The sequence below is a fragment of the Pseudomonas sp. FP1742 genome (assembly GCF_030687145.1).
Lineage (GTDB): Bacteria > Pseudomonadota > Gammaproteobacteria > Pseudomonadales > Pseudomonadaceae > Aquipseudomonas > Aquipseudomonas frederiksbergensis_D.
This window is the reverse complement of record NZ_CP117460.1, coordinates 2,493,053-2,519,408: the sequence shown is the minus strand read 5'-3', so window position 1 is coordinate 2,519,408 and position 26,356 is coordinate 2,493,053. Positions and strand designations below refer to the sequence as shown.

Annotated in this window: 27 protein-coding genes and 1 pseudogene; 12 read left to right on the top strand and 16 right to left on the bottom strand. The window is 54.8% G+C overall.

Going from position 1 to position 26,356, the window contains the following annotated elements:
- Positions 1-70 precede the first annotated feature (70 nt).
- Together PSH64_RS11250 and PSH64_RS11245 are read right to left on the bottom strand one after the other, a co-directional pair.
- Positions 71-681, bottom strand: a pseudogene (locus PSH64_RS11250) (tyrosine-type recombinase/integrase).
- A gap of 228 nt (positions 682-909) precedes the next feature.
- A complete protein-coding gene (locus PSH64_RS11245; protein ID WP_305480694.1) occupies positions 910-1,851 on the bottom strand; it encodes a LysR family transcriptional regulator in 942 nt (313 codons plus the stop codon).
- 131 nt (positions 1,852-1,982) lie between these two features.
- On the opposite strand from PSH64_RS11245, the gene PSH64_RS11240 reads away from it, so the two are divergent.
- Positions 1,983-2,258: a DUF2798 domain-containing protein gene (locus tag PSH64_RS11240; RefSeq protein WP_305480693.1), complete on the top strand. Its 276-nt coding sequence runs from the start codon at positions 1,983-1,985 to the stop codon at positions 2,256-2,258.
- Positions 2,259-3,788: 1,530 nt separating this feature from the next.
- On the opposite strand, the gene PSH64_RS11235 is transcribed toward PSH64_RS11240, so the two are convergent.
- Together PSH64_RS11235 and PSH64_RS11230 are read right to left on the bottom strand one after the other, a co-directional pair.
- On the bottom strand, positions 3,789-5,219 hold the full coding sequence (locus PSH64_RS11235) for an IS1182 family transposase (protein WP_305478053.1): 1,431 nt from the start codon (positions 5,217-5,219) through the stop codon (positions 3,789-3,791).
- An 811-nt stretch (positions 5,220-6,030) separates the two neighbouring features.
- Complete coding sequence (locus PSH64_RS11230) at positions 6,031-6,426, bottom strand: DUF6232 family protein (RefSeq protein ID WP_305480692.1); 396 nt, start codon at positions 6,424-6,426, stop codon at positions 6,031-6,033.
- Positions 6,427-6,801: 375 nt separating this feature from the next.
- Between PSH64_RS11230 and PSH64_RS11225 the strand changes: the two genes are divergently transcribed.
- From PSH64_RS11225 to PSH64_RS11215, 3 genes are all read left to right on the top strand, one after another.
- On the top strand, positions 6,802-7,431 hold the full coding sequence (locus tag PSH64_RS11225; RefSeq protein ID WP_305480691.1) for a hypothetical protein: 630 nt from the start codon (positions 6,802-6,804) through the stop codon (positions 7,429-7,431).
- Between the two features lie 381 nt (positions 7,432-7,812).
- On the top strand, positions 7,813-8,283 hold the full coding sequence (locus tag PSH64_RS11220; RefSeq protein WP_305480690.1) for a hypothetical protein: 471 nt from the start codon (positions 7,813-7,815) through the stop codon (positions 8,281-8,283).
- A gap of 48 nt (positions 8,284-8,331) precedes the next feature.
- Positions 8,332-8,943: a hypothetical protein gene (locus tag PSH64_RS11215; protein ID WP_305480689.1), complete on the top strand. Its 612-nt coding sequence runs from the start codon at positions 8,332-8,334 to the stop codon at positions 8,941-8,943.
- Positions 8,944-9,151: 208 nt separating this feature from the next.
- Here the strand turns inward: PSH64_RS11215 and PSH64_RS11210 are convergent, their stop codons facing one another.
- Together PSH64_RS11210 and PSH64_RS11205 are read right to left on the bottom strand one after the other, a co-directional pair.
- On the bottom strand, positions 9,152-9,421 hold the full coding sequence (locus PSH64_RS11210) for a hypothetical protein (RefSeq protein WP_305480687.1): 270 nt from the start codon (positions 9,419-9,421) through the stop codon (positions 9,152-9,154).
- A 103-nt stretch (positions 9,422-9,524) separates the two neighbouring features.
- Positions 9,525-9,971: a GNAT family N-acetyltransferase gene (locus PSH64_RS11205; protein ID WP_305480686.1), complete on the bottom strand. Its 447-nt coding sequence runs from the start codon at positions 9,969-9,971 to the stop codon at positions 9,525-9,527.
- 567 nt (positions 9,972-10,538) lie between these two features.
- Between PSH64_RS11205 and PSH64_RS11200 the strand changes: the two genes are divergently transcribed.
- Positions 10,539-11,198: a hypothetical protein gene (locus PSH64_RS11200; RefSeq protein ID WP_240865325.1), complete on the top strand. Its 660-nt coding sequence runs from the start codon at positions 10,539-10,541 to the stop codon at positions 11,196-11,198.
- A 233-nt stretch (positions 11,199-11,431) separates the two neighbouring features.
- Here PSH64_RS11200 and PSH64_RS11195 read toward each other — a convergent pair whose 3' ends face one another.
- Both PSH64_RS11195 and PSH64_RS11190 read right to left on the bottom strand, forming a co-directional pair.
- Positions 11,432-11,869, bottom strand: a complete 438-nt coding sequence (locus PSH64_RS11195) for a VOC family protein (RefSeq protein ID WP_305480685.1) — start codon at positions 11,867-11,869, stop codon at positions 11,432-11,434.
- A gap of 303 nt (positions 11,870-12,172) precedes the next feature.
- Entirely contained in the window at positions 12,173-12,814 is a 642-nt protein-coding gene (locus PSH64_RS11190) for a LysE family translocator (protein WP_052964729.1), read from the bottom strand.
- 258 nt (positions 12,815-13,072) lie between these two features.
- On the opposite strand from PSH64_RS11190, the gene PSH64_RS11185 reads away from it, so the two are divergent.
- The 3 genes from PSH64_RS11185 (at position 13,073) to PSH64_RS11175 (ending at position 14,850) form a co-directional block, all read left to right on the top strand.
- Positions 13,073-13,528, top strand: coding sequence for a hypothetical protein (locus tag PSH64_RS11185; RefSeq protein WP_305412227.1), 456 nt, complete (start codon positions 13,073-13,075; stop codon positions 13,526-13,528).
- Positions 13,529-13,660: 132 nt separating this feature from the next.
- The gene (locus PSH64_RS11180; protein ID WP_305480684.1) at positions 13,661-14,029 is read left to right on the top strand and encodes a hypothetical protein; all 369 of its coding nucleotides are present in this window, start codon (positions 13,661-13,663) and stop codon (positions 14,027-14,029) included.
- 206 nt (positions 14,030-14,235) lie between these two features.
- On the top strand, positions 14,236-14,850 hold the full coding sequence (locus PSH64_RS11175) for a LysE family translocator (RefSeq protein WP_105345698.1): 615 nt from the start codon (positions 14,236-14,238) through the stop codon (positions 14,848-14,850).
- A gap of 138 nt (positions 14,851-14,988) precedes the next feature.
- Here PSH64_RS11175 and PSH64_RS11170 read toward each other — a convergent pair whose 3' ends face one another.
- The 3 genes from PSH64_RS11170 to PSH64_RS11160 all read right to left on the bottom strand — a co-directional run bounded on the left by PSH64_RS11170 (position 14,989) and on the right by PSH64_RS11160 (position 17,683).
- Positions 14,989-15,687, bottom strand: a complete 699-nt coding sequence (locus PSH64_RS11170; protein ID WP_305480683.1) for a hypothetical protein — start codon at positions 15,685-15,687, stop codon at positions 14,989-14,991.
- Between the two features lie 228 nt (positions 15,688-15,915).
- Positions 15,916-16,821 carry a hypothetical protein gene (locus PSH64_RS11165; protein WP_305480682.1) on the bottom strand — a complete coding sequence of 302 codons (906 nt, stop codon included), beginning with the start codon at positions 16,819-16,821 and terminating at the stop codon, positions 15,916-15,918.
- Between the two features lie 151 nt (positions 16,822-16,972).
- Positions 16,973-17,683, bottom strand: a complete 711-nt coding sequence (locus PSH64_RS11160) for a tetratricopeptide repeat protein (RefSeq protein WP_305480681.1) — start codon at positions 17,681-17,683, stop codon at positions 16,973-16,975.
- Between the two features lie 230 nt (positions 17,684-17,913).
- On the opposite strand from PSH64_RS11160, the gene PSH64_RS11155 reads away from it, so the two are divergent.
- Positions 17,914-18,075, top strand: coding sequence for a DUF2986 domain-containing protein (locus tag PSH64_RS11155; RefSeq protein WP_018930247.1), 162 nt, complete (start codon positions 17,914-17,916; stop codon positions 18,073-18,075).
- 289 nt (positions 18,076-18,364) lie between these two features.
- Here the strand turns inward: PSH64_RS11155 and PSH64_RS11150 are convergent, their stop codons facing one another.
- Positions 18,365-20,266: a potassium transporter Kup gene (locus tag PSH64_RS11150; RefSeq protein ID WP_305480680.1), complete on the bottom strand. Its 1,902-nt coding sequence runs from the start codon at positions 20,264-20,266 to the stop codon at positions 18,365-18,367.
- A 454-nt stretch (positions 20,267-20,720) separates the two neighbouring features.
- Between PSH64_RS11150 and PSH64_RS11145 the strand changes: the two genes are divergently transcribed.
- Positions 20,721-22,169 carry a PAS domain S-box protein gene (locus PSH64_RS11145; protein WP_305480679.1) on the top strand — a complete coding sequence of 483 codons (1,449 nt, stop codon included), beginning with the start codon at positions 20,721-20,723 and terminating at the stop codon, positions 22,167-22,169.
- A gap of 35 nt (positions 22,170-22,204) precedes the next feature.
- Here PSH64_RS11145 and PSH64_RS11140 read toward each other — a convergent pair whose 3' ends face one another.
- Positions 22,205-22,825, bottom strand: coding sequence for a cell wall hydrolase (locus PSH64_RS11140; RefSeq protein WP_105345714.1), 621 nt, complete (start codon positions 22,823-22,825; stop codon positions 22,205-22,207).
- A gap of 192 nt (positions 22,826-23,017) precedes the next feature.
- On the opposite strand from PSH64_RS11140, the gene PSH64_RS11135 reads away from it, so the two are divergent.
- A complete protein-coding gene (locus tag PSH64_RS11135; protein WP_305480678.1) occupies positions 23,018-23,869 on the top strand; it encodes a CAP domain-containing protein in 852 nt (283 codons plus the stop codon).
- A gap of 30 nt (positions 23,870-23,899) precedes the next feature.
- A complete protein-coding gene (gene chrA / locus PSH64_RS11130) occupies positions 23,900-25,258 on the top strand; it encodes a chromate efflux transporter (RefSeq protein WP_305480677.1) in 1,359 nt (452 codons plus the stop codon).
- 15 nt (positions 25,259-25,273) lie between these two features.
- On the opposite strand, the gene PSH64_RS11125 is transcribed toward chrA, so the two are convergent.
- The 3 genes from PSH64_RS11125 to PSH64_RS11115 form a co-directional block, all read right to left on the bottom strand.
- On the bottom strand, positions 25,274-25,660 hold the full coding sequence (locus PSH64_RS11125) for a DUF5329 domain-containing protein (protein ID WP_105345721.1): 387 nt from the start codon (positions 25,658-25,660) through the stop codon (positions 25,274-25,276).
- A gap of 58 nt (positions 25,661-25,718) precedes the next feature.
- Positions 25,719-25,952 (bottom strand): hypothetical protein, encoded by a 234-nt coding sequence (locus tag PSH64_RS30420; protein ID WP_105345723.1) that lies wholly within the window; start codon positions 25,950-25,952, stop codon positions 25,719-25,721.
- 123 nt (positions 25,953-26,075) lie between these two features.
- Complete coding sequence (locus PSH64_RS11115) at positions 26,076-26,312, bottom strand: hypothetical protein (RefSeq protein ID WP_305480676.1); 237 nt, start codon at positions 26,310-26,312, stop codon at positions 26,076-26,078.
- Between the last annotated feature and the right edge of the window lie 44 nt (positions 26,313-26,356).

The following is a 26,356-nucleotide window of genomic DNA, read 5'->3' as shown; positions in this document are numbered from 1 at the left end:
CCGCTCCTGTTCCCACCGGCAGCTTTGGGTCGGATAGCGACGGTCTGGCCTAGGCCGTCGCAGTGGACGATTAGACCTCTGTCTGCTCTGCCATTTCTAGAGCATCATCTACCTCGATGCCAAGTACCTGACAGTGCTTTCGAGCTTCGTATGACCAAGCAAGAGTTGGACTGCTCTCAAGTTCTTTGTCCTGCGATAGATCAACGATGCCTTGGTTCGCCGTAGCGTGTGAGTACCCTACATCGTCGGGTCAAGTCCAATGGCTGTTACCCATGCTTTGACTATTCGAGCGTATTGCCTGGTGGAGAGATGATCTGAGCCATGCAACCGGGTCGGGAACAGGAAGTCCTCACTGCGAAGATGGGCCTGATGCATCCAAGCCTCCAGAACCGTTCGTGTTTGCTCAGTAATTTCAAACTGCACTGGATGCTGAGTTTTCTGCTGCATCACGATGGCCCGTGACGACACATGCTCCCCATGAGCAATGTCTCGTACTCGCAGCTTGGTTAAGTCACAGGCGCGCAGTTTGCTGTCGATGGCCAAGTTGAAGAGAGCCAGATCCCGTGTCTTCTCCGCGAGTTGGAGTCTGACCCGGATGGCCCAGATATCTCTGACTCGGAGCGGGGCTTTCTGCCCTACAAGCTTTCCCTTGTTCCAAGGCTGATGGCGATATGAAGCAATATGTTCATGGCTTGTCCTCCAGATTGAGGGAGGACAAGGGTGGATCAGTCACAGTGCGTGGTGGTTGCTAACCGACCCAAATCGGTTAGTCGTGCCAGGCAGAAAACGACCTGAAGCTGCCCGTTGAATCTGACTGCAATCGGCCGAAGTCACCGGCAAGCAGCAGTTCGTAACTGTTATCCGATGCAAAGTTCGCCATTGAATTTATGAAGGCGGCAAAGCGCCGTATCAAGACGCCGTAAAGGTATTTTCCATCGGCCAGCGCATTTCCAGATGTTCAGTCAAATAATTCATAAAAGCTTTGACCTTGGGGGTGATGGCGGCGCGCTCCTGGACGCATACATAAATATCGAGCGGTTCAGCGTAGGCATACGTTGAAGCGTGGCGATGTTCAAACAGAGGAACGAGTTGGCCACTTTCGATATAGGGCGCCGCCACGAACTCCGCCAAACGGGTTATTCCCGCGCCGCGGATGGCCATTTGGGCTAGAGCGTCAATATCGTCGCTGATTGCGGTCGCATTGAGAGTAGCGTCGTAACGTTGCCCATCCCGGATAAAACCCCAACGTAGAAAGCGTCCGTCTAGCGGGTAGCGAAACGCTAGACAGGCATGGTGTTGGAGTTCTTCAGGATCGCGTGGCCAGCCGACTCGTTCCAAATAGATGGGTGACGCGCAGATGATAAAAGGGACTGAAACGATCTTGCGAGCGACGATCCCCTCTTCTAATTGTGGTTTTATCCGCAGGCTCAGATCAATGCCTTCTTGAATATGATTAATTTTGCGATCTGTGGTTGAGAGTTCAAGTGTCAGGCGTGGGTAACGTGCAGCGAAGCCGGGGATTAGTGATGCCAACACATGCCGTCCGAAAGCGGAGGTAGAAGCGATGCACAGTCGCCCTTGGAGTTGAGTCTGCGCGCTGGTGATCGCGCTTTGCGCCGATTCGAGATCACGCGCTATGCGTTTCACTTTTTCGTAGTACACCATGCCGCTTTCGGTTAACGCCATGCTACGCGTGGTGCGCTGGAGAAGGCGCGTACCCAGGTGGGTTTCCAAGCGATTTATGGTCTGGCTAATGGCTGCCGCACTGACGCCCAGGGTTTTGGCCGCGCCCACGATGGAGCCCGCTTCAACCACCTTGATAAAGCTAGCAATCGCCCCTAACAGGTTCATCTTTGTTCCAGCGAGAAGAGTCATTCATAAGATTTTGTTTATAAAGCAACCACTGCTAGCCGTCTAGTTGCTAATTTTTGATCTTGCTATGGTGTTCATCACCTACCAATCGAAGATGAAAAAGGTCTGATATGAATCCAAAAACATCCTCTAAAGCTCTATCTTTCAACCAGCGTAAGCTCTCGGCTCGCGCTACGCCTTATGTTTTCGCACTGTATATGGCCACAATCATGGCGCTCTTGATGTCATTCGTGATCACTGCGGCAAATTCCGGTATTGATATTGATTACCTAAGTAATGCGCTGCACGCCTATAAATTGGCCATGCCAGTGGCATTCCTGTGCATACTCGTCGTTCGCCCCATTGTGCTCAAACTGGTGTCTTTGACTGTACACCCACATCGTTAAGGGCGGCCGCTTGCGGCCCAATTGATGGGGTGTTGTGGACAACCCTATTGGGTCGACTGTTGCCGACCGTCACAGGTCGGAGTCGGCCAAAAGCTGCCCTTCATGGAGGGCAGCAGTCGGCCCAGAGTGTGTAAAAAAGCTTCACCAAAATTGAAGTGCCCGCGTCTACGTTAAATCTGAAGTTTATCGGCACGTCAGCAGATGTGGATTTTGCATAGAAGCGCGATTTTCAGTCCGGTTTTGAGTACCTGTCGCGCTCAAAAACGTTTTTACACAGCCTCGGCCAAAAGCGGTCGTTCAGTAAAGAGGGAGAAATTTCCAATATGTGTTTTTTTCGCAACAGATTAAAGCCCGCTCTTAGCGTCCGAGTGGGGGCGGCCCATAAAGTTCGGTTTCCCAGTCTTCAAGAGGTGGCGTCACTTTGAAAGATGAGTCGCAGTAGGACCTTAGGTAGTCAGTCGCTCTCTTTTGGGCGTGGGTGAAATTGAGCACATTCCCTTCACTGTCCATTTCTATCACGTTCGCAAATATTGCGAACACCATCTCAATTGCACTTGGTTCTGAGCCATAAACGTCTAGGTACTCCACGTTTTTTAGCATGTAGTGGGTTCCACTTGCCATGAAGTATGCAAATGTTCGGAGTGCCCCACTGAAATCGTTACTTAGCTTTTTCATATAATTTTTCGTAGTAAATATTCTGGTTTGATTGAAGGGCGAGCTCTATCACGTCCCAAGCAAAAAGAAAGGCTTGTACCGTTAACCAGGATCTAAGAATACACAACAGTACCGGACGGCAATTTTATACCGCGCAGAGAGCGGTAACAGACCCCGTTCCCATACACAAGGCCCGCATCCTGGGCTTGAGCTTTAAGCACTAACGCTCGCAGCTTGTGGACGAGTCGAGATAGTCGCTCCCTGAATAACAGCGGTTGAATTGGCCGCCGTGGTTGCCTGGGGTACTGAATTTCACCTAGATATTCCCGCCAGCTTGTGGGTCGCTGATATAGCGCCATTTCGAAATTATTCAAAATTTCCACCGCGTTATTTAGATCGTCACCTCTGAGGCAAAATCTTACGTTCATTGACGTAATGCTTACCCTTGCATCTCTTTGAGCATATTGTTCAAAAGCAGGAGCTATCAGGTAAAAATAACCAAGGGAATGAAAGCAATCAGATCTGAAAACAATTTGGTCTTGAGACTCTAGCCGCCACAATTGCTCTGTTTTTTTCGAGGTGTATAAACCGATGATGTGATGCATGTGACTATCCTGATTACTGACATTCTTATTGGTGACGGCAAGCTCAGTACTTTGCAAAGACTCAGCATAGCGGCCCATGCCATCCATTTGCCACGGTTTTGTCTGCTTCTGGCCCAGAGTGTGTAAAAACGCTCATGGCCTCATCGTCTTGGATCATCGACGTTATTGGCGGAACGATCACAAGGCAAATGCTGCGTGTCGTATCAGTCGTGACCTGGAACACATCAACGTCGCTTTTACAGTCTCTGGGATGGGCCAAAATCAGCCTTTTTTAGGCCAGCAACGCCTTCATTAAACCGTTGGCACCGATGATTTTCATGACCCGTTTCAGGTTGTAGGCGAGCACATTCAAGCTCATCTCCGCACTCACCCCGGCCAGCTTCCGCGTCAGGAAGTGCGTTGCACCCATCCACTGTTTGAGCGTCCCGAAGGGATGCTCAACCGTCCGTTTTCGGACTCGCATCATCTCCGGGGCTTTGCTCAGCCGAAGCTGCATTGCCTCCAATACGGCTTCATGTTCCCAGCGGCGAATTCGTCGTTGCGTGCTCGGTGTGCACTGCGGCTTCATGGCGCAGCCTTGGCAATTCGAACTCCAGTAACGGTGAAACTTCAGGCCTTTTTCAACGCTGGAAAAACGCCAAATCAATACCTCTCCAGCCGGACAAATGTATTCATTTTTTGAAGCGTCGTAGATGAAGACATCATTGTTGAAACGCCCATCGGCTTTGGCTGCTGAGGTCATCGGCTTGGGCACATAGGCGGTGATATTTGCATCGTGACAAGCCAGGATTTGTTCACTTTTGAAGTAACCTCGATCAGCCACTACCGACAGCGTTTCTGACGCCATCGCCTCGCGGGCTTGCTTGGCCATCGAGCTGAGTTGATCGCGGTCGGAACCGACGTTGGTCACCTCGTGCGCAACGATCAGATGGTGCTGCGTATCGACCGCTGTCTGCACGTTGTAGCCGACGATTCCGGTGCCGCGCGTCATCATGGAGCGAGCGTCTGGATCGGTCAGTGAGACCTGTTTATCCGGCGACTCGTTGAGCTGAATTTCAATCGCTTGAAGCTCCTTCATTTGCGCCTTCAGCTTGGCGATTTTCTCTTCCAGCCGCACGACACTGGGCTCGGAAGCTGTGGGTTCTTGCTGATCGGCAGCATCGAGTACCGTCAGGTAACGGTTGATGCTCGATTCAATTTCTTCCATCCGCCGCTTTAGTTTGGCGCTGGTGAAATTGCGGTCACGGTTGTTGACTGCCTTGAATTTGCTGCCGTCGATGGCCACCAGATTTTCTCCGAACAATCCCAACCGCTGACACAGCACAACGAACTGGCGACAGACGCCTCGGATGGCCTTGCTGTTGTCTTTTCGGAAGTTGGCGATGGTCTTGAAGTCCGGCATCAAACGCCCGATCAACCACATCAGTTCAACGTTGCGTTGAGCTTCTCGCTCCAGCCGTCGGCTCGACTGAATGCGGTTGAGATAGCCGTAGATGTAGATCTTCAGCAGGATCGAAGGGTGGTAAGCAGGCCGGCCTGTGCCAGCAGGAATAGCACCGTCAAAACCCAGATTGACCAGGTCGAGTTCATCGACGAAGACGTCGACTATGCGCACCGGATTGGAATCGTTGACATAGTCGTCGAGGCTTTCGGGAAGTAAGGTGCTTTGCCCTCGATGTTCACCTTGGATGAAGCGCTTCATGGGCGATCCCTGCGATGAAATCCTCAGAAATCATAGCAGGACTAACGGCGGCGTTATGTTCAGACATTGATGCGTTTTTCGACCGCCTGTAGTTGCCTTACCGGGTCCCAACCACTCGGCGACGCTTGAGCTTTGCTCCACCAAAGCATTCCTTTAGAGATCCATAACCTGCGCAAATCAGCATGAGCAGACGTCGCGTCATCATAGCCAAACTGCGTGCCGCAGGACGGGCACATGCCAAACGAAGAGCAACCAACGTCGTCGTATGGAGGCTCTTCAAGCCCCGCGTATCCACAAACCGGACAAAGATATGAAACGTTGCCTGCAATCATCCAGCCCCCAGATTTCTAGCCTCTAGCCCAGTTTGTCGGCGTGCCTGCTGATCTCTGGAGTTTTATACTGAGCAACTGATGTCTGACCTGACCTAGGCTGAGTAGGGCAAAACATTCCGGAGTGGAAACGGCTAACAAGGGTTTTGACACACTCTGGGCCGTTTACTGCCGGTGCTGACCGGCAGCTATGGGTCGTTTTCAGCCTGTCGCGACAGGCAGAAACCGACCCAAGCCAGCCAGTCGTGACTGGCAGAAATCGTCATCAGCGAACGTCTCGGGGTTGGGACTCAAAGTCAAATGGTAATAGAGGGCAGTTCACTCTTTTTCGGAAGAATGGTGGACTGTCCACCTTGCCTCCTGGAGTAAGTTTCTGCGAGCAGTATTTGTTCACAGATAAGGGCTGGTTAAAAGTTAATCCAAGAGGCCGGTAAATTGTCCAAGCGAACGAAGCAAGCGTATTGATCCTCTTGTTAAAAAACTCACCCCCTATATACGATGGCATCGTTCAGCGCTTTTTCTACGAGAGTTATTTCTTGTTTGTTATTGCTTCTTAGTGCCGCATTCTCACCGGATGAGGTTGTTAGTATGACTCTATATTCAAACTTCTTTTTTATACGAATTATCAAACAAAAGCCCACAACTATTAGGCCAATCGGTTGGATATAGTCAACTATACCGCCCTTAGATAAAAAGAAAAGCATCCAGATAATTCCGCCAGCTACAAGGAATGCCGGAGCAGTGCGCGATGAAGTTACATCGACCTCGGATACTTTGATAGAATTTACAGATGACAAAGCGTAGCTCTGGTTGTTGACGATAAACCTGGCGTTGGTGACTTTTATATTGTCACTCTCATAGAAAGTCTTTTCGTCCATGAGTTACTCCTCGCCTTTTAGATTTTTTCTGGTGACATGCATTGTTGTGTGTGCTCACCATATAATGCACGCATATTGCATGCCATAATTTGTCGATCAGTTTGGCTGCAAATCAAGCATAGCTACTAATTTTCTATTGGGTTATCCACGGGCAGCAATTGGCCGTTTTCTGCCGGTCGCAACTGGCAAACCCAAAGCTGGCATTGTCCAGCCTCTGCACTCTGCCTTGAACAGCATTGGAATTGCCCGTACGTCACGGCCAAGTAGCTTCAAGTCAGACGATCTACTCTATTAAGGAATGCGGGGGACCGGTTGGATCGACAACCCAAACCGGTCACTCAGATCTGAAGTATCGGCAGCAAACGAAGGAATGCAATGAAGCGATCGTTGTTGTTTTTCGGATTATTCGGTATCGCCTTTAGCGCGACAGCCGCTGTTCCACCGCCCGAGGGAGCATTCGATGCGATCGTCTGGCCGGCCTCGCTGAAGGCGGCGCCTTCGGAAAGCGCGACGCTTGGGGAGTTCGTCATTCAATTCGAGAAAACAACGCTAGCGCAGGTGATGAGCGAAGCTTCCATTGGCATCATCGTGCATCGAGGCGATGCAGGTGGCAGTGTGTATTGGCTGTGCTACAGCCAGCCAAATGTCGGAGTACGGATATGGGTCATCTCGAGTGGTGAGATGGGGGGTGACAGACACTCTGTGACCCGCGTTGTCGCCGAGCAATTTAAGACTGCACAACCGAGCACCGACTGTCCTGAGTTACCGGTACAGTTGCAACCCCTGTCACTTGCCAATCACCTATGGCTAGGCTCCATGGATGTAGATATTCAAAGAGTGCTTGGGATGCCTTCACATCAGGATGGCGCATGGCGGACTTTCGACTTCCAGGGCAAAACGAAAGGCAAGTGCGAAGGCGGATATGATGTCTATAACTGGCTGTGGACCCGGTCGGACAAGGGGCGCGTCAACAGGATTGATGCGGGAAAAATAACCAGCTGCTAGTCCAGTCTCTGGCCGATTGCTGTCGATCACGAAGGGCTGTAAGCGACCCACAGCGGCCGGTCACCTTTGATCCATTCAGCCCATTCGGATTTTATACTTTATTAATTTGATGGCTAATGGCCGCTTGCGATAAGATTATTCGATTCGAAAACTCAAGAAACTGAAAGTATGCGTTGGCTGATTTTCAGCGTCGCAGTTGCCATTTCGTTAATGGTTGCGGGGTGCGTGGTGCAGTAGCTCCTAAAGTGGAGGGTGGCAAGGCAGGCACGTCCGGTGACGCCGTTGCGGATGCCGGTACTAAACCCCTGACTCACACAGCAAAACGGTCCGAAACTGAGCAGTACCGAGCACGATCAGTCGTGTAGCAAATGGAGCTTTCTGATGGCTGCACGCCACTTTACCATCGCCTTGCTGGCACTGACCTTGGCCGGATGCGCTACAAACAATGAACTCAGACCCATCTCCCCGATGCCCGAAGCCGAATACGCACAACTGATGCTGGTGCAATCAGAAGCAGGTACCGGGTCTATTTCAGGGAAGCTTTTCTTCACGGACCGCAGAGGCCAAATACGCTATGGCAACAACAGCAATATGCTGCTGTGGCCGGCAACGCCCTACACAGAAAAGCGGCAACAAGCCGAACGGGATGGTATTCGATTGCCGGATCGATTTGACCCCAGAATTGATCTGCTCACCCGTCGCACACACAGCAACAGCTCAGGCGAATTCCAATTTGACGCAATACCGGCAGGCGCCTACTTCATCTGGAGCGTGGTCGACATGAATTCGCTGACAAGACGAATCGTTGTCGAAGAAGGCCAGCAGACCACCGTGTTTCTTACCAACGATTGACCAAGGCATACCCTGCCGGATCGCAATTTCACCACAAGGAAATAAAGGATGAACAAGTGGGTATTGGCGCTCGCCGCGATGCTATCGCTGGGCGGCTGCGTCACCGCTTCTAACATGATTGATCGAGCTGATGAACATAAGCCCATCGATCCCCAAAAAGCCATTGTTGTCGGTTTTGTTTCCGAGGGGTTTCTCACTCAGCCCCACGGACTGAATGTACTGCTCAAATACCACGATCCGGCCCCCCAAGCGAAAGCGACGCGCATCGCACTTACGACACTGGACCAGAACAACGAAATTCGTGGCACCACGCATATCATGGGCAACACCTTCGTTTACGAAGTACCTGCGGGCACCTATGAAGTCACCCACTGGTACTACCGTTTTTATGACGGGTTCAGTGCCGATCAGAAAAAACCGCTGGTCTTCAGCGTCAAGCCTGGGGACGCCGTATATATTGGCAACTTCCACGCAAACTCGCTGACGATGTGTCTCTCCAATCGTGACGACTTTGCAAAGGCCGTTATCGATATCAAAAAGGCTCACCCATTCCTGACCAACGTGGCGATAACGAACCTGTCCCATGACCTGCAATTTCCAGGCTGGCCCAATACAAAGGCCACGGATGTGTTTGGAAAAGGGCTGTGCAGGGTGCAATAACACCGGACGATGTGGCTTTGTCCGCCGCCAACGGACCGCAACTGCAGCCGATGAATGGTACAAAACGCTGGAAACAGGCGGTGAATTTCCCCTAGTTTCGTGAAAGCCTCCGGATGACCGCTTTTGGCCGTTCTCTGCCAGTCGCGTGAGACAGAAAGCGACCCAATATAGATAGTCCGTGTCGAACGCAACAAACCGTCGGGATGAATTACTCCCCGGATTGCAAGCGCTCGATAGCTTCGAGAAGCTGGCCGTCGAAGTACTCGGTTTCATCTCGTTCCTGGTCTTCCATGCGGCGCTTCGCCTCGATGAGCAGGTGTTTGGTCGCGATGTTCTGATTCAAAAAAGTAGCGACCATAACATCATTCAAACTCTCTAGAGGTGTGTCCCATGCCTCTTTGCAACGCTTCATTAGTCCTGTGTGGTCATCCCCACTCCATGGACCTAAAATATCCGAGACTGCCAGGGTGGAGGTCATGAGCCTGCCTTTGAGAGAAATTGAAGGGCTGGTAATTTCGCACGCTCGGGAGATTGATGAATAGCGAAATCGAATGCCCGCTTTTGGCCGATTGCAGCCTGAATCATGCGTTGCCAAGAAGCATGGTGTGGGTGGCATGGTCATCATTTGATCGGTTGAAGCCGCAATGAAGATAAAAGGCATCTCCTTCAGGTGTATCAGTAGAAAGGCGCACGATCCGAAATCGATGAGCGGCGTATTCAACAAGCGCATTTACCAAAGTTTGTCCGACTTGTTGCCCTCTTGACGAGGCTGCGACGTATACCCGGCGCAGCCTTGCCGTATCGTTTTGAGAATACGGATCAACCGAAAGGCCTCCGATGCCTATCAGGCAATAGTCCATATACGCTGCCATCAGACACTCACCTGGTGCATCGAAGCGATTTGCCCCGGATTTCCATTCGACAATCAGGCGGGTGAGAAACCTGAACCCTTCTCCGACCGCCTCTTTTTCCAGGGTCAGAATCTGTGGCGGAAGGTGCGCGATCCGTTGAATCTCAACTTGTTTCATTCATCGTCCCTGACTTGGTGTGAACGAGAGTCTTCGTGTGTACGCGGTGAAGGATGCAAGAGGCAGCTTTCGGCCCAGAGTGTGTAAAAAAGCTTCACCAAAATTGAAGTGCCCGCGTCTACGTTAAATCTGAAGTTTATCGGCACGTCAGCAGATGTGGATTTTGCATAGAAGCGCGATTTTCAGTCCGGTTTTGAGTACCTGTCGCGCTCAAAAACGTTTTTACACAGCCTCGGCCAAAAGCGGACTCTCACGATAGCTGCTTTTTGGACGCCAGCGCACGACGCGGCGTCTGACCCAAAATGGATCTCAGTCGCGCGCTAGCTGTCGAGAAATTCAAACGACGAGTTTTAGCAGATTTTCCAACAGCTCTTTAAACTCAGCGCGATCTGTATAATTTTCCCGGTGCGTAGACCGGTGGAGGATCTGCTCAGCCGTCATCAGCGGCCAGAGTTTGTCGATCACATCGTCCGCTTTGATGTTCTTATCTCAGAACCCAATCTCAACGACGGCTATTTTCTCCTGCTCTCGCGATTGCTTGACTCGTAGAGTGTTGAAGGAAGAGATTTGCAAAAAAATATTCGTCATTTACATGTACCTTCCAGCAGCAAAGGACGCTTGATGAGAACCCCGCTACTCGCCCTTACCCTCGCAGCTCTATTGAGCGCATGCGCAATCCCTTACGAAACCCCGGAAGCCCGCGCCAATATTGAACGCGATCTGAAGCTCAGCGCAGACGAAATCGTCACTATCACCGAAACCAACTGGTGCTTATCTCCCTATGGTGATTTGCAAGTGTGCAGACCCAAGCAAGGCCTGGGTGTGCTGACCAAGAGCAAGCTAGTGCTGGCCTTCTATAAGGGCGGCATCTACCAGCAAGCTGAAGTCATCAACGCCAGCGATGTGCAGTGTGCCCACCTGCAAAGTGGCAGAGCCGCAGCCGATACCTTCTACCTATTCAGTGAACGTTGGGCCGCCATGCTGGCGCCAATTACCGTGGGAGGTGCTTTGGCCCTCGACAAGAAAGCCCAGTTCCTGAGCGTGCTAGTGCCGCCAAACACTGAGAGCTTCACGGCTGCGCAAGGAAATTTTATTCAGGTCACCGATCGCAAGAATTACTCGGCTGTGGCGGTACCAGGTACCAAAACCTATGTAGGAACCAGCGAGAGTATTCGCCAGATTTTTAATCCGTGTACGCAGGGAAAGAATCGCTCAGCCGCATCCTAAGTCCTGACCTGACCTTTCGAGTGAAACAGTCCCAGCAGCAATTGAAGCGCAAGTAGTTCAATGCAAGCCCGATGCGCCGGGCCTGTCGAGAGCCGACAGTCGGCTGCCGACAGTTACAGACACAATGAAAAAGAAGGGCTGCATTGGGTCGATTGCTGCCCTCCGCGACAGGCAGCTATCGGCCAACAGCGGTCGTTGAAATGCTCAGAATCACGCTATGCAACATCACTTGCTCAGGCTATCGCTTGATGCTCGACTGCTCTGAAACCTAAGCTCTGAGTGAACCGCAACAGATAGCCATCTGGATCAAGTACCAAAAAATTAAGCTCTCCGTGCAGGCGCTCTTTATCTCGGTACCAGCACTCTTCAATGGGTCTGCGCAATTCAATACCAGCGTCCTCGATGGCCCTAGCCAAAGCTTTGGTATCAGAGCACTGAATCGAAAGATTCATCCCTCGTCCATAGGGTGATAATAGAGGGCCAACACGCCATGGAGACTCTTCCAAGTCATCCTGCTCCAGCATCAATTGGCTCCCTTGAAAGGACAGAAAAGTGAATTTGTCTTCAGGCCTTTCGTATTCAATTTGGAAGCCCAGAATCAGGCAGTAAAAATCTAGGCTTCGTTTTAAGTCAGAGACAATCATCTCTGGAACTAACGTGTTCATCTTCATAAACGGACTGCCTTGTCGTTGATAACACCCCTCAAGCAGTGGGACTTTCGGCGAAAAGACCCGATCGAGTCGGATCACTTTTTAACCGGCGTATTCCAGCATTCGGGGTTAAGTGAGCACATGTTGTATTGACGATCCAACAACGCCATGCGGGGAGTTGGGCCTCAGTGGTGCGGGCTCTTTTCATTCGGGGCGTTTGGTGACGTGGCCACGGCTTGAAGTGTGCCATCTTCGACTCGGCTCAAGACGTACCATTCTCGCCTATCACCCTTCCCTGTTACCGGAGTTACAAGCCCGACGCCCCTACGCCGCCTGCCGCCGCATGGTCAGGATAGCAGCACCGAAACCGATGAATGTCGACCCCACCACCCGGCTGACCCAACGAGATAGCGCAGGTCGGGTTAGCACACCCTTGGCCCGCGAGGCGAGCGCGGCATAGAGGCTCAGGGACGACACCGACAATGCCATGAAGATCGAGGTGAGGATCAGAAATTGCGGCAGCAACGCCGCACTCTGATCGATGAACTGCGGGAACAACGCGGTGAAGAACATCGTCGCCTTGGGGTTGGTCACCGCCGTCAGGAAGGCTGCTTTGTAGAGTTTGGAACGAGTCGGCCGGCTTTCCTTCAAGTCGTCCTGAATCCCGTCCGGGAGCATTGGGCCCTTTTTGAACAATTGTCTGATGCCCAGGTAGAACAAATAACCGGCACCGATGAACTTCACTGCGTTGAACAGCCATTCGGAACTGGCAAGCAGCGCCCCCAGCCCCAGCATGGCAGCGGACGACAGGCAGAACAGGCCACTGGCGTTGCCGAGCGATGACCATATGGCGCTGCGCTGCCCATGGGCCAGGCTATTGTTGATCGCCATCAAGGTCGCAGGCCCTGGGCTGGCAATGGCAATCGCGGCGACCAATGTAAACGTCAGAATCGAGTGAGAATCCATTTTCAAAGCTCGTGGTGGTGGGGGCTGGCATGTTACAGGAACGAACGGGACAACGAGTTAAGTGGTGCTCGGTTCCCCATACGGAATTGGATTGAAAGCGTTCCTTGCCCACCGACAGCAACCGACCCAGAGCTGACGTTGGCGATAGGCAGAAATCGGCCAAAAGCGGTCAATCAACCGATGAAATTTGCCTTGTAACCCCTTTTCGATGTTGTATGTAATCCCACGCACATTCAGCGCATAAAATGGTTCGCAGGAATGGACACCAGCTCCCTCACATTTCAACAGTTGTTTCGTCCGGGAAGCTCCTCAAATGGCTACACCGTGGCCGAACGACTCTCCATCGACTTTCTGATAAACGAACGTTCGTTGCTCAATGCTCTCGCCATGGCAGCTGGTGGTCATTCAGATTTCATGGGCTGTTTCGTCAAGGGCTTCCCGGAGCCAAACAGCCTATCTAACTCTCGTCTGCTTTTACGCGAACACGCCGAAACGGAAAGTGGTCGTATCCTGCTTTACATCTGCCCCGAGTGCGGCGACATCGGTTGTGGCGCCTACTCAGTGTATGTTCGCCAAAACGATGATTGTTTCACGTGGGATTCCTTTGCTTACGAGAACGGCTATGAAGAGCCTCAAATCATAGATGGAGTTGGCCCCTTCACATTTGAAAAGCATGCATATGAGGCAGCTATCAACGATGCGGCGACGTTCTAAAGGTAATTCAACTGCCTTACTGCAGGTATTTGCAACGGACACAATCGGCCAGAAGCGGAGTGTAGACGGGTAGCCGCTGATATCCCTACGCTGGTCAATCTAGTAATTGCACAACGCTAACAAGGAGCATTCATGTTAGCCATTGGAATTGATCGAGATAGCGTGCATGCGGGGGATGATCCGGAAAGCCATAAGACATCGATCAGGCTCGATCCAGCAGTAACGCTGCGCATCTTGTTCGACGCGATACAAGGTATGGGCTACCTGCCAGGCATCAGTGGAGGTAAGGCTACGTGGATTATTTGTTCGTCAGGCAAACAAATAGGTGTTTTAGCGCAGCAATGGCCAGAACCTAAATTGGTCATCCCCGCTGAGAGCATCGTCAGTCAATATTTTAGGGATACCGAGCCTCACCTTCTGTTCAGATATTGGTGCCAGGCAGATCCAGACCATGTCTTTTCACACATCCAAGCCGGAAATGAGCCACCGTCTCGATTTTAGGATTTGCGGAGGGCTGCCTGATGATTAAGAAGCTGAAATGTCTGCTATGGGTCGATTGCAGCCCTTCATGACAGGCAACAATCGGCCAGAATCAGTCGCTCGACAGCCCGTACACTCATCGTCGAGAATGAGCCGGACACTCAGCGCCCAATGGCGATCAGCAATACTAAGGGATGGTTCCGTCCACAGGACTCGCGAGGAAGCACATGATCGATGGTTCCGCCGTTTTGACAGTTTTTTTGGTCTACCTTACCGGTGTCGTTATTCCAGGGCCGAATTTTGTCGCAGTGGTCCATAAAGCGGTGTCTGCAACACGGTTAGAAGCTCTGGCCTTGGTGGCGGGTATCGTACTGGTCAACTTGTTCTGGTCCACCTGTGCAATTGCAGGTCTCGGGATTGTATTTGCTGCGCTCCCTTGGGCTGCGTTTGTTGTAAAGGTTCTGGGGGCTGCCTACCTGATGTGGTTCGGATTCCGACTGCTGATCAACGCAGGGAAGAATGCGCTTGGCCCGCTAAATGATGCCGTCGCCGGTAGTTGCAGGCAGTCTTTTTTTCAGGGGGTGATTACCAACATAGGCAACCCCAAGTCCATGGCCTTTTATGCCGCCGTCTTTTCAGCCGCAGCCCCCGCTCACGTTTCGTCAGGCACGTTTTTGTCGATGCTGGCAGTTGTAGTGGTGGTTTCAATGACCTGGTATGGAATGGTCGGAATCGCTCTATCGCAGCCTAAGATTGCTGCTGGGTATCAAGGTCGGAAGAAAGCAATCGATCGACTGTGCGGTGGTTTGATTTTGTCTCTGGGGATCCGCCAGCTGGTTTAGAACTTGTTCTGTGATGCAAGAACTGCCCTTATGGACAGGCAGCAATCGGCCAAGAAGCGGACATTCGAAACCTGCCGCCTCTGCTGATTATCTGCCTGGCGATATAACGCTTGAACATGGATGCAATCAGACCGGTGATTACTCGTTCAAGTCTTTGACCAGATAGCCATCTACGATTTGCGAAACGCCCGCCAACGCAGTACGCAGTAACTCCGGTTCGGTGCGATAACGCAACGGCGTGTAGCCATAGGTGTTGGCGCCGTTGAATGCGGTGATCGGCTCATTGCGCTGCCAGATCAATTCCTCGCCGCGTTTCATGACACCGCTCACGGCAATCGTCGGGTACACCACACTGCTGAAGCCTTGCGTCAGCGCGAACCCCCAGTTCAGGACGGTCAACTCGATCTGCGCATCGGCTGGTTCGTTTTCACCCACGATCTTGTAACGGCCGGTGGCGGTCAATTGCTCCTCGAAACTCTTTTTGACCAACTCGCCCAGATTGATATCCGCCGTCTCCATGTTGTAAAGAATCGCATCAACCGTCGACATCGACGCCAAGTCGCCTGCCTTCAGACCTGCGGCAAATCCGGCCCCACCCAAAGCAGCCTTGGTCAGGTTCGATGCACCTGCCGCCATCCCTACGCCAGCGCCGACACCCGCGCCCAATGCCGCGCCCCATGCCTGCTCACGGCCCATGTAAGTCATCTGTTTGGGTTGCCATACAACCGGGAGAACTTTCACGGTATGGATCTGGGTACGGTATTCGGGCTTGAATTTCTGGTTGGCACATCCGGCAAGGAAAAGAACGGCAAACATCATGACAGCAATCTTCTTCATGAATAACTCACGACGCCAAGGGAATGTGCGTAGGTTGTCGTCAGCGCCAGGAAATTCTGAAGGGAATCAGGAGCGCTGGCCGCGATTGCTATTCCCTATTCTCGATCTGGGTAACCGACGGGGCGCACCGAAGGAGGTCACTCGTTTAGGCACTGTGTCCTTTTCGAAATCCGCTCCGGTTCGTGTCCCCGGAGTGGGTCTTTCCCCAAACGACTACCGGCGCCAGCGTCAGGGCTCTGCTGGCCGCAGATAGGGCTCGATAAAGCCGCAGCCAAGGATCTCGTTCAGGCGTTGCGCATCGTTCATTCGGCGAAACAGTCCAATAGTCTTCCACGGCGCATGACCATCGACATTGGGCGCTCCCAATCCGGCCAACAGGTCGGCGATCAGTATTGATCGGGTCTCGAAAGAGATGCGCGTCAGCCCGGTACTATTGCCGACGCCGGCATGGGCATGAGCCCCGGAAAAGGCGATCAGGCTCCCCGGAGCGATATCGACGGCAATCCCCTCCTGCGGGTCGATCGTTTCCAGCAGATGCGGAATGGCTTCGTCGGCATCCACGGCATTGCGGCCGTCTCGATGGGATCGCTGCAAAATGGCGCGCATATCGAAATCTGCGCTCGAATTACCCAGCGGTCGCTGCCAGAGGCCTGGATACAAGGCGACGGTACGCCCTGCCGCGATGGGATAGATGGGCGCCCACCAGTTGGTTTGTGCATAGATATTCGACCCCCAGGTATCGCGGTGAAACGCGATGGTGGCCGTCGTGCGGGCACGCGGCGTCGACTGCTCTGGCTCGCAATGTGGCTGAAAACGCAAATGCAGGCGATCGCACGCCAGGGTATCGGGGGCGATGCCAAGGCTTTGCACGACGTCCTGCCAGCGCTGCTGGACCTCAGCCGAGCCTGCGAAGTCGTTCTGTATTTTCGCAAAGCGCTCAGTCTGCTCAGGGTGGCTCAAATGGCGATGGATCTGTTGCGGCGACCAGGGATGCAGCGCGTCTTCGAGGAACGCACGCGTATATTCCACCAGTGCCGTCATGGGCTGCAGGTCAGTGAAGCGAATGATCTCGCCAGCATAGATCCGGTCATGCAATTGGCGAGCGGTGCTCGGTATGGCCAGCGAGCTGTACATGACTGGAAGTCCCCTGAAGGTGCGCCCCCTGACTTTAGATCCACGCCGAGTGTGGTGAAAGTGGCAGGTGAGGCGAAAAAGCGCGGATCAGGCCCTGGGGACGTGAGCAACAGGCGACCCGTCGCCGACCAGCCAGAAGACACTCAGAAACTCAACCGTGTACCAGATAGGCTCCCAACGGAACCCGATGCCGTAGCTTCTTGCATTTGCCGGGTGGGGGCTGATGTCCGGGCGGGCGATCAGGAAACCAGATTCGGCATTTACCCGGAGGCGGCCAATGGCCACGGGGAATCTCAACGCCATCGTACGCGGGCGCTGGCTCGGTGGAAGCCGATTGCAATGCTCCTTCGGGCATTGCGCCAGCATCGCGCCCAGTATCCGGAGGAGCTTGTTCAGCAGCGGCCATCTCTGCTTCGCGGAGCCTTTGGGCCTCCTCTTCGAGCCCCTTCTGTACTGCGACCTGGTCCTCTTTGGCGTTGGGTGAGGCGCTCGAAGCGTTGGCCTGCTGCGCCGCCTGGATCAATTGGAAGTTGCGGTTGCGTAACGCTACGTTGCTACCGACTCTCATGTTCGAACGCACCGCCAACGTTTCAGCCTGCTGGTACTGCCCCTGCTGAAGACGCAACACACCGAGATAATGCAGCGTCGCGGGATTGTTCGGCTGGATATGCAGGGCCCGCTCCAGCGTGGCAGCGGCTTGGTCCAACTGACCATCTCCATACTGCCGCGAGGCGGTTTCGATCAGGGTGGTTGATGCGCTGTTGCTTTGCGAGGGCGCCCTTCGCTCGGCAGCAACCGAACAAAACGACGCGACGGCGCAGAACGCCAGGAGGAGACTCGGCAGAAAAATCTTGGTTGGCATCAGGGGGGCGGACTCGGCTGATCTCGGACGGCGCTGTCGTAAAACAGGCCACCAGCGCTGCTCGGCATCTGCGACACAGGGCCCCCATTGACCGGACCTATACCCTGAAGTTCCCGCCACAACGGCCGCTGCGGACGGAGTGGAATCCGCGGGCCGCCGCAACCGGTATCAATTTTTACCTGAAATTTTAAGCTGGTATCATTCAAGCACTGACAAACCGAGCAGAAAATATGAATCGTCGTAAAAAAATAAATCAGTTGTTAAAGGCTAACGCCAAAAAGGCCAGCGCCAAATTGGCACCGAAAAGCAAGACTAAATACATTAGTAAAGCTGACCGATTGAAGCTGGCGGCTGAAGCCGGTCAGGACTCAATCACTTGCGCTGAGAGCTGATCTACGTAGCCTTCGCGACCGATCTCTTCCGCCCCTGGGCCCACTTTCCTGCCCAACCGACCTGACAGATTGCGCGGACGCCAAAACCGCTACAGCGGTTTTTTTGTTGAGCTGCAGGGCGTAAACCGAGATGGGCGAGGCCTGTCACTGCGGCAGGACTCTGCGCAGCGTGCCATTGGCAATGGTCTGGCACCTCCTGACCGTATTTCATACCTGTAAACGATGTCTCCGGTTTCTACCCGGGCAAGCCCGCTCCCACAGGGATATGCATCTGGCTGACTGCAGCCGTCTACATCTCAACCTGCGTACCCAGTTCGATCACACGATTGAGCGGCAAATTGAAGTATTTGAGATTGCTGTTGGCGTTCTTCAACAAGAACGCGAACAGGGTCTCGCGCCAGCGGGCCATGCCGATACGCTTGGTCGGGACGACCGTCTCGCGGCTGAGGAAATAGGTGGTGCGCATCGGGCTGAAATCCAGCTCTTTCAAATGACACAGGCTCAATGCCAGCGGTACGTCGGGCTCCTCTATAAAGCCGAAGTGCAGACTGACCCGGAAGAACCCTTCGCCATAGGACTCGACCTCGAACCGTTGATCCGCAGCCACACGCGGGCGGTCTTCAGACACCACGGTGAGCAACACCACCTGCTCGTGCAGCACCTGGTTATGCAACAGGTTGTGCAACAGGGCATGGGGGACAGCGTCGGATCTGGCCGTCAGAAATACCGCGGTACCCTGCACACGATGGGGTGGCTGCGCGCGGATGCTGCTGATGAACAACGGCAGCGGCAGAGCGGTTTCATCCAGCCGCTCGACGATGATCTTGCGGCCCCGTTTCCAGGTGGTCATCAAGATGAACAGGGCGATACCGGCAATCACCGGAAACGCACCGCCCTGGAAGATCTTCGGTGCGTTGGCGGCGAAGTACAGGCTGTCGACCATGAGAAAACCCAACAGCATCGGAATCGCCAGCCAACGAGGTGTTTTCCAGAGCAGCAAGACAACAGCCGAGGACAAAATGGTGGTAATCAGCATGGTTCCCGTCACCGCCACGCCATAAGCCGCCGCCAGCGCACTGGACGATTCAAAGCCGACGACCAGCAACACGACGCCGACCATCAGCGCCCAGTTCACGATGCCAATGTAAATCTGCCCCTGCTCCTGACTGGAAGTGTGCTGGATGAACATCCGAGGCACATAACCCAGCTGAATGGCTTGGCGAGTCAGCGAGAATGCCCCGGAAATCACCGCCTGGGAGGCGATGATGGTAGCCAGTGTCGACAACGCGACCATCGGCAGCAAAGCCCAGTCAGGTGCCAATAGATAGAACGGGTTACGTATTGCTTCCGGGTTTTCGAGAATCAGCGCACCCTGGCCAAAGTAATTGAGCACCAGGCCAGGCAGTACCAGCATGAACCAGGCCCGAGCAATGGGTTTGCGACCAAAATGGCCCATATCGGCATATAGCGCTTCTGCGCCGGTCAATGCCAACACCACGGCGCCCAGAATGGCGACACCAATGCCCGGATGAACCACGAAAAATCGCACGGCCCACGCAGGATTGAGCGCTTGCAGCACTTCCGGGCGTTGCAGGATGCCGTAAATGCCGAGAATGCCCAACACCACGAACCACAACACCATGACCGGGCCGAACAGAATACCGATACGCGCCGTGCCATGTTTCTGGATCAGGAAAAGTGCCACCAGGACGATAACGGACAGCGGAACCACCCAATGCCCGATGCCCTCGAACGCAAGCTGTAACCCTTCAACCGCGGAGAGCACCGAGATGGCCGGGGTGATCATGCTGTCCCCGTAGAAGAGTGCCGCGCCAAACAGCCCGAGCAACACCAGCACCCTGCTCATTTTCGGATACGGCGCCGCGGCCCGACGTGCCAGTGCCGTCAGGGCCATGATGCCCCCTTCCCCCTGGTTGTTGGCGCGAAGGATAAACAGCACGTATTTGATCGAAACGACCCAGATCAAAGACCAGAAGATCAGCGACAGAATGCCCAGTACACCGTCGTGATTGGGCTGGACGCCATAGTGGCCGGCGAACACTTCCTTGAGGGTGTAAAGCGGGCTGGTACCAATGTCCCCATAAACCACGCCCACCGCGGCGATGAGCAAACCCACTCCCGATGTTTTGGAGTGGGATTCTTCATGGGCAGGGATCGCTGTTTCACTCACAGGTAGCTTCTCCGGGGTTGAAGGAAAAATGGCAGGCCACCTTCGAGCAAGAGGGTTTGCGGGGGCAGCGGGTAAACGTTTCGACTCAGTCGCCAGGAGGCCCAACAGCTTGCTAATGAGATTAGCCCATGCGTTGTCATACCGTTCGCCGAGAGACAACGCTGAACACCTCGGGTCAACCGGGGACGAATGTGTGCAGGCCTATCGATGATAAAAAAGCGCGGCAAGTATCGTCGCCGGAAGACTTGCCTACCGTAAAGAAACCGTAAAAATGTATCGGCAAGCCCTGTTACAGATCAGCGGGTGAATCTGGATCAATTTTCTTGTGCGTTACTGAAAATTGTCCTTAATTGGAGACAAGGTTCTCTCCGGAACCTGGCCACTTCTATATTCTGTATTTTCAACCCGAGTCACCGGAATCGAGTGCCAAGGCACCACAACATGGAGTTTGCGAATGAGCCGACGGTCTATCCATGAGGGCGACACTGCCAATGGAACCATCGATATTTCCTCAGAAGATAGAGAGCCAACCTCCCCGGCCCCTCACAACCTGGGGTTGAGCGATGTCCTTGAGGCACTGCCCGAGGCCATCTACACAACCGACGCCAACGGCTTGATCACCTTTTACAACAATGCCGCGGCGGCGCTGTGGGGAGTGAGCCCGGCGCTGGGGGAAAGCACTTTTTGCGGCTCCTGGAAGCTCTATTGGCCTGACGGCACGCCCTTGCCCCACGATGAATGCCCGATGGCCATGGCATTAAAGGAACAGCGTCCTGTCAGAGGGCTTGAGGCCATCGCCGAGCGTCCGGACGGCACACGCGTTCGTTTTCTGGCCTGCCCCACGCCGATTTTCGATGCGACGGGCGGCCTGACAGGCGCCGTGAACATGCTGATCGATCTGACCGAGCAGACTCTCGCCGACTCCGCCGCGCTGAGGCATGACGCGCTGGTCGAATCGTCCGCCGATGCGATCATCGCCAAGGATCTGAACGGGACAATTACCAACTGGAACGCCGGCGCCCAACGACTCTTCGGTTACACGGCCGAAGAAGCCGTCGGCCAACCCATCGCCATGCTCATTCCCCTCGATCTGCAGGATGAAGAACCCGACATTTTGGCGCGTATCCGTCGCGGCGAGCGCATCGAACACTATGAAACCGTCCGGCGGCGCAAAGACGGCAGCCTTGTCGAGATCTCCCTTGCCGTCTCCCCCATCAGAAGTCGGGAAGGTCGTGTTATCGGAGCGGCCAAAATCGCTCGCGATATCACCGAGCGCCGACAGGCGGAAGAACAAAAGAGCCTGCTCATCCGAGAAATGGATCACCGGGTGAAAAACCTGTTCACCCTGGCGAACAGCGTTGTTTCATTGAGCGCACGTTCGGCAACCACCTCCAGCGAGCTCGCCTCCGCCGTTTGCGCACGGCTGAACGCATTGGCGCGAGCCCATACCCTGACCATACCCCACGGTTTGAGCAGCGAACAGCCCACGACATTGCATGCACTCATTCAAACCATTATCGCGCCCTATGCCGGTGGAGATGACAACAGTCAGTCCCGCGCCGTCGTTACCGGCCCCGATATAACGATTGAAGGTACATCAGTCACAAGCTTCGCTCTGCTGCTGCATGAGTTTGCGACCAACGCGGCGAAATATGGGGCTCTCTCTGTGCCTGAAGGGCTTTTGGATATTTCCTGCAGCGAGAGTGAGGAGCTGTTCACCCTCGTCTGGAGAGAAAGGAATGGGCCGTTCATTGACAGTGAACCCGATAGCACCGGCTTTGGAACGCTTCTCGCAAAAGCGACCGTGCATGGCCAGCTTCATGGTGAAATCCACCGTGACTGGAAGCGCGAGGGGCTGACCCTCACCGTAGCGTTTCCCACCCGTTACCTTCACGGCCAGTAAAAAGCTGGAGCCCGGCGGTGTGAAGCGATTGGCACCTACCGCGCCGTCCCGCCACCAGGCTTATAGAATAGAAATTTCCGGGTCTCGCCGGTCTTGGTGTACTCCTTCGCCCAGTCGGGTTTCACCGTTCTGTCGTGGAAATACAAAGCACCATGGGTGCGGTCCGTGAGTTGCTTGTTGAGTGCCTTGCGCGCGATTTCCTTGGCCAGAGTATATTCGTCATCTTCTTTCACCTGATCTGCACGCCCGTCGCACCACCATGAAAACTGGCAGGCATGCTTTTCAGAACCTTGCTTGACCACGCCGCACACCGTATCCGGGAAACCTTCATGGCCCAGCCGGTTCATCACCACGCTGGCGACGCCCTCCATGTCGGCATCCGTCACCCCTTTGGCTTCCCAGTAGATGCTGCGTGCAAGGCATGTAATGGCATCGTCCAGCGGCGCCGAGCCCGCCGGATCGACCGCCTGTGCTTCAGAGGTGGTGATGGTCTCGGACTTGGGTACCGGAACTTCACCCCCCTTCTCTGCCGCTTTCTGCTCCAGGACCTGCGCCTTGTCTTGAGCCACTTCCTTTTTTTGCTCCTGGTCAGTCGCCCACACCTGGCCGCACAGAAGGATGATTGCGAAACAGGTGGCGCCCCCTTTAAATCGCATGATTCGACCCTTCCGGTTGAAACCGGGTTGAGCAATGAAACGATCACGCTCCAGCGCTGACCTGGGTTGAGTGTAGTCGTCGGAACTCACTCCAACAGGCGACAATAAACTGCACGTTGGCGCGAAAAAGGCATTGCATCGGGAGGGGTGAAATCGCGCATCATGGGCGCAGTCTGATCAAGGGAGATTTTCATGCGCAGCCTGTCATCCGTTTTGCATCTTGGCGTGTTGTCATTCGGGTTGGTGTTCAGCGTCATCGCGTCGGCGGCCGATGAAAAGCAGCTGGTCGAGTCGATCAACGTTTACCGCAGCCAGGTGCAGCGCTGTGCCGGTCAGGTGTCGTCGGAGTTGCCGCCGCTGGCGAGCGATCCGCGTCTGATGCTGTCCGCCACCAGCATCGGCGACCTGCAGCAGGCCCTGGCCCGAGCGGCTTATCCGATGGTCAACGTGCAAGCGATCAGCTTGTCCGGCCCGCGAGATGCGCCAGCCGCGATGAAGGCGATTCAGGAGAGCTTCTGCCAAGTGGTGCTGGACCCGCAATTCGTCGACGTCGGCGTCAGCCGGGACGGCCGTGAGTGGCGCATTGTGCTGGCGCGGCCTCTGTTGTCCGGGCGCTTGGGCGACTGGCAGGCGGAGGGACAGAAACTGCTCGAAGCGATGAACAGCGCGCGCACGCAGGCCCGCCAGTGTGGTGCCCAATCCTTTGCCGCCACGACGCCGCTGGCCTGGAACGCCACGCTCGGGTCAGCCGCCGAGAGCCACAGCCGGGCCATGGCCAACCATAATTTTTTCGATCACAAGGACCGCGATGGCCGCACGCCGGGTGATCGGGCTGAACTGGCGGGGTACGCCGGTCAGCAAGTCGGTGAGAACATCGCTGCCGGGCAGGACACAGTGCGCAAGGTGGTCGATGGCTGGCTGGCCAGCCCGGGCCATTGCGCCAACCTGATGAACCCGCAATTTCGCGAACTGGGGGCGGCCTATGCGGTGGACCCGAAGAGTGACGCAGGTATTTACTGGACGGCGATGTTTGGCACGCCGTGAAGAATTGCCAGTTGAAAAAGGAATCGCCAGTTGAATAAAACCCCCTCCTCGACCGTCGAACAGCAGCTGTCGAAGCCTGAAGCCATTAGCCTGCGGGAAGCCTTCCTGTTCTGGCTCAAGCTCGGCTTCATCAGTTTCGGCGGGCCGGCCGGACAGATCTCGATCATGCACCAGGAGTTGGTAGAACGCCGACGCTGGATCTCGGAGCGGCGCTTTCTACATGCCCTCAACTACTGCATGTTGCTGCCCGGGCCGGAGGCCCAGCAACTGGCGACCTATATCGGTTGGCTGATGCACCGCACGCGGGGTGGCCTGATTGCCGGCGGGCTCTTTGTGCTGCCGTCGCTGTTCATCCTGATCGGGTTGTCGTGGGTGTACATCGCCTTTGGCGAAGTGCCGGCGGTCGCCGGGCTTTTTTATGGGATCAAGCCGGCCGTCACCGCGATTGTGGTGCAGGCGGCCCACCGGATCGGCTCGCGGGCATTGAAGAACAACTGGCTGTGGGGGATAGCCGCGGCGGCGTTCGCGGCCATCTTCGTGTTCAATGTGCCGTTCCCGTTGATTGTGCTGGGCGCCGCGATCATCGGCTATTTCGGCGGGCGCCTGGCCCCTGAACGGTTCAGGACCGGGGGCCACGGCGCGGCGAAAAAATCCTTCGGCCCGGCCTTGATCGACGACGACACCCCCACTCCCGAACACGCCCGCTTCAGCAGTTTCAAATTCCTGCGCCTGTTACTGGTGGGCGCGGTCTTGTGGGTGCTGCCGATGGGGATTCTTACCGCCCTGTTCGGCTGGGACGGCACCCTGACCCAGATGGGCTGGTTCTTTACCAAAGCCGCGTTGCTGACGTTCGGCGGTGCGTATGCGGTGCTGCCTTATGTGTATCAGGGCGCTGTCGGCCACTATGGCTGGCTGACGCCCACGCAGATGATCGATGGCCTGGCGCTCGGCGAAACCACTCCCGGACCGTTGATCATGGTGGTGGCTTTCGTCGGTTTTGTCGGCGCCTATGTTCATCAGGTGTTCGGCCCGGATCAACTGTTCCTGGCTGGCGCCCTCGCTGCCACGCTGGTCACCTGGTTCACCTTTCTGCCGTCGTTTCTGTTCATTCTCGCCGGCGGCCCACTGGTGGAGTCGACCCACAACGAACTCAGGCTTACCGCGCCGCTGACCGCAATTACCGCGGCGGTGGTCGGCGTGATTCTCAACCTGGCGTGTTTCTTCGGCTACCACGTGCTCTGGCCCAAGGGCTTCAGCGGCCCACTGGACTGGCCTTCGGCGCTGCTCGCCATTGCAGCGGCCATTGCCTTGTTCCGCTTCAAACGGGGTGTGATCGAGGTACTGATCGGGTGCGGGCTGATCGGGCTGGCGGTGCATCTGCTGCGCTAGCGCCCGACCAGGTAATCAATGAAGTTTCCGTTGCCGCTGTAGCTCGGTCTTCAACCAGAGGTTGGCCGGTTGTATGCCTGCCGGACAGCGCACTTCATAGGCGTGGCCACTCGTGCTGCTTCGAGTGGCCGCCAGTTCAATGAAGTCTTCTGCGCTGTTCACCTTCTCCTGTTCTTCAAGGTACTCCAGCTTCTTCTCCAGATGCGCCCGGGCTTGAGGGCCGGCGTATTCGCTGCCGTTACGCACAAACCGACACTCACTGTGCTCGACAAAGTCCAGCAGGCTGTTTATTTCCTGAGTGGCTTGAGGGGAGGTTTGGGCCTGGGCATTGAACACCATGGCGGTCAGGCCGAGACCTGCTGCGATCAGGCATTGAGTGAGGGGTGCAGTCAGCATTCGCATAGTTATTCCTCAGGAAATCAGAGCGGTGATGGCCGCTCTGAAGCTGGGCAGGAACAGGTCAATCGTCGTCTTGGTCGTCACGGTCGCGGTCGCGGTGCCGACGGCGATCATCACGACGATCATAATCCCGGTCATACCCTCGATCATCACGGTAATCATAGCCACGGTCATGGTCGCGACGGTATTCACGGTGATCCCGATCGTACCTGTCTCCCTCTTCCCAGTAAGGAAAGCAACCTCCCAGCAGGAGAGTACTTGCAATGGCCAGGGTCATTATCGCGGTGCGCTTCATTTGAACGTCCTAAAAGGTCAGAACTACGGGGATGAGGTGACGCTAGCGGCGAATCGATCGCAGAGCGTTCAAACCCATAGTTACGACCTTCCGGCCGATCAATGATTCACTTGACGCCCTACCTTATAGCGTTCTCTGGCTGTTACCGATGGTTTTGGCTTTTTCGATGGCCCATTCCATCGCCGCTTCCATGTCCAGCAGATGCGGCGAGGGGTGTTTGTCCTCAACGATCACCGAGCCGTCCGGCCAATAGACCCCCATGAACATCTTCAGTGAACCGTCTCTCAATATCTCGGCTTTGACCTCAATCGAGCATCCGTTCGACAGCGTTTCCGAGTGGGTTATATGACGCTCAGTCATGACTGCATTCCTCCCGTCGTTGCTATCAGCGTAACCCATGCAGC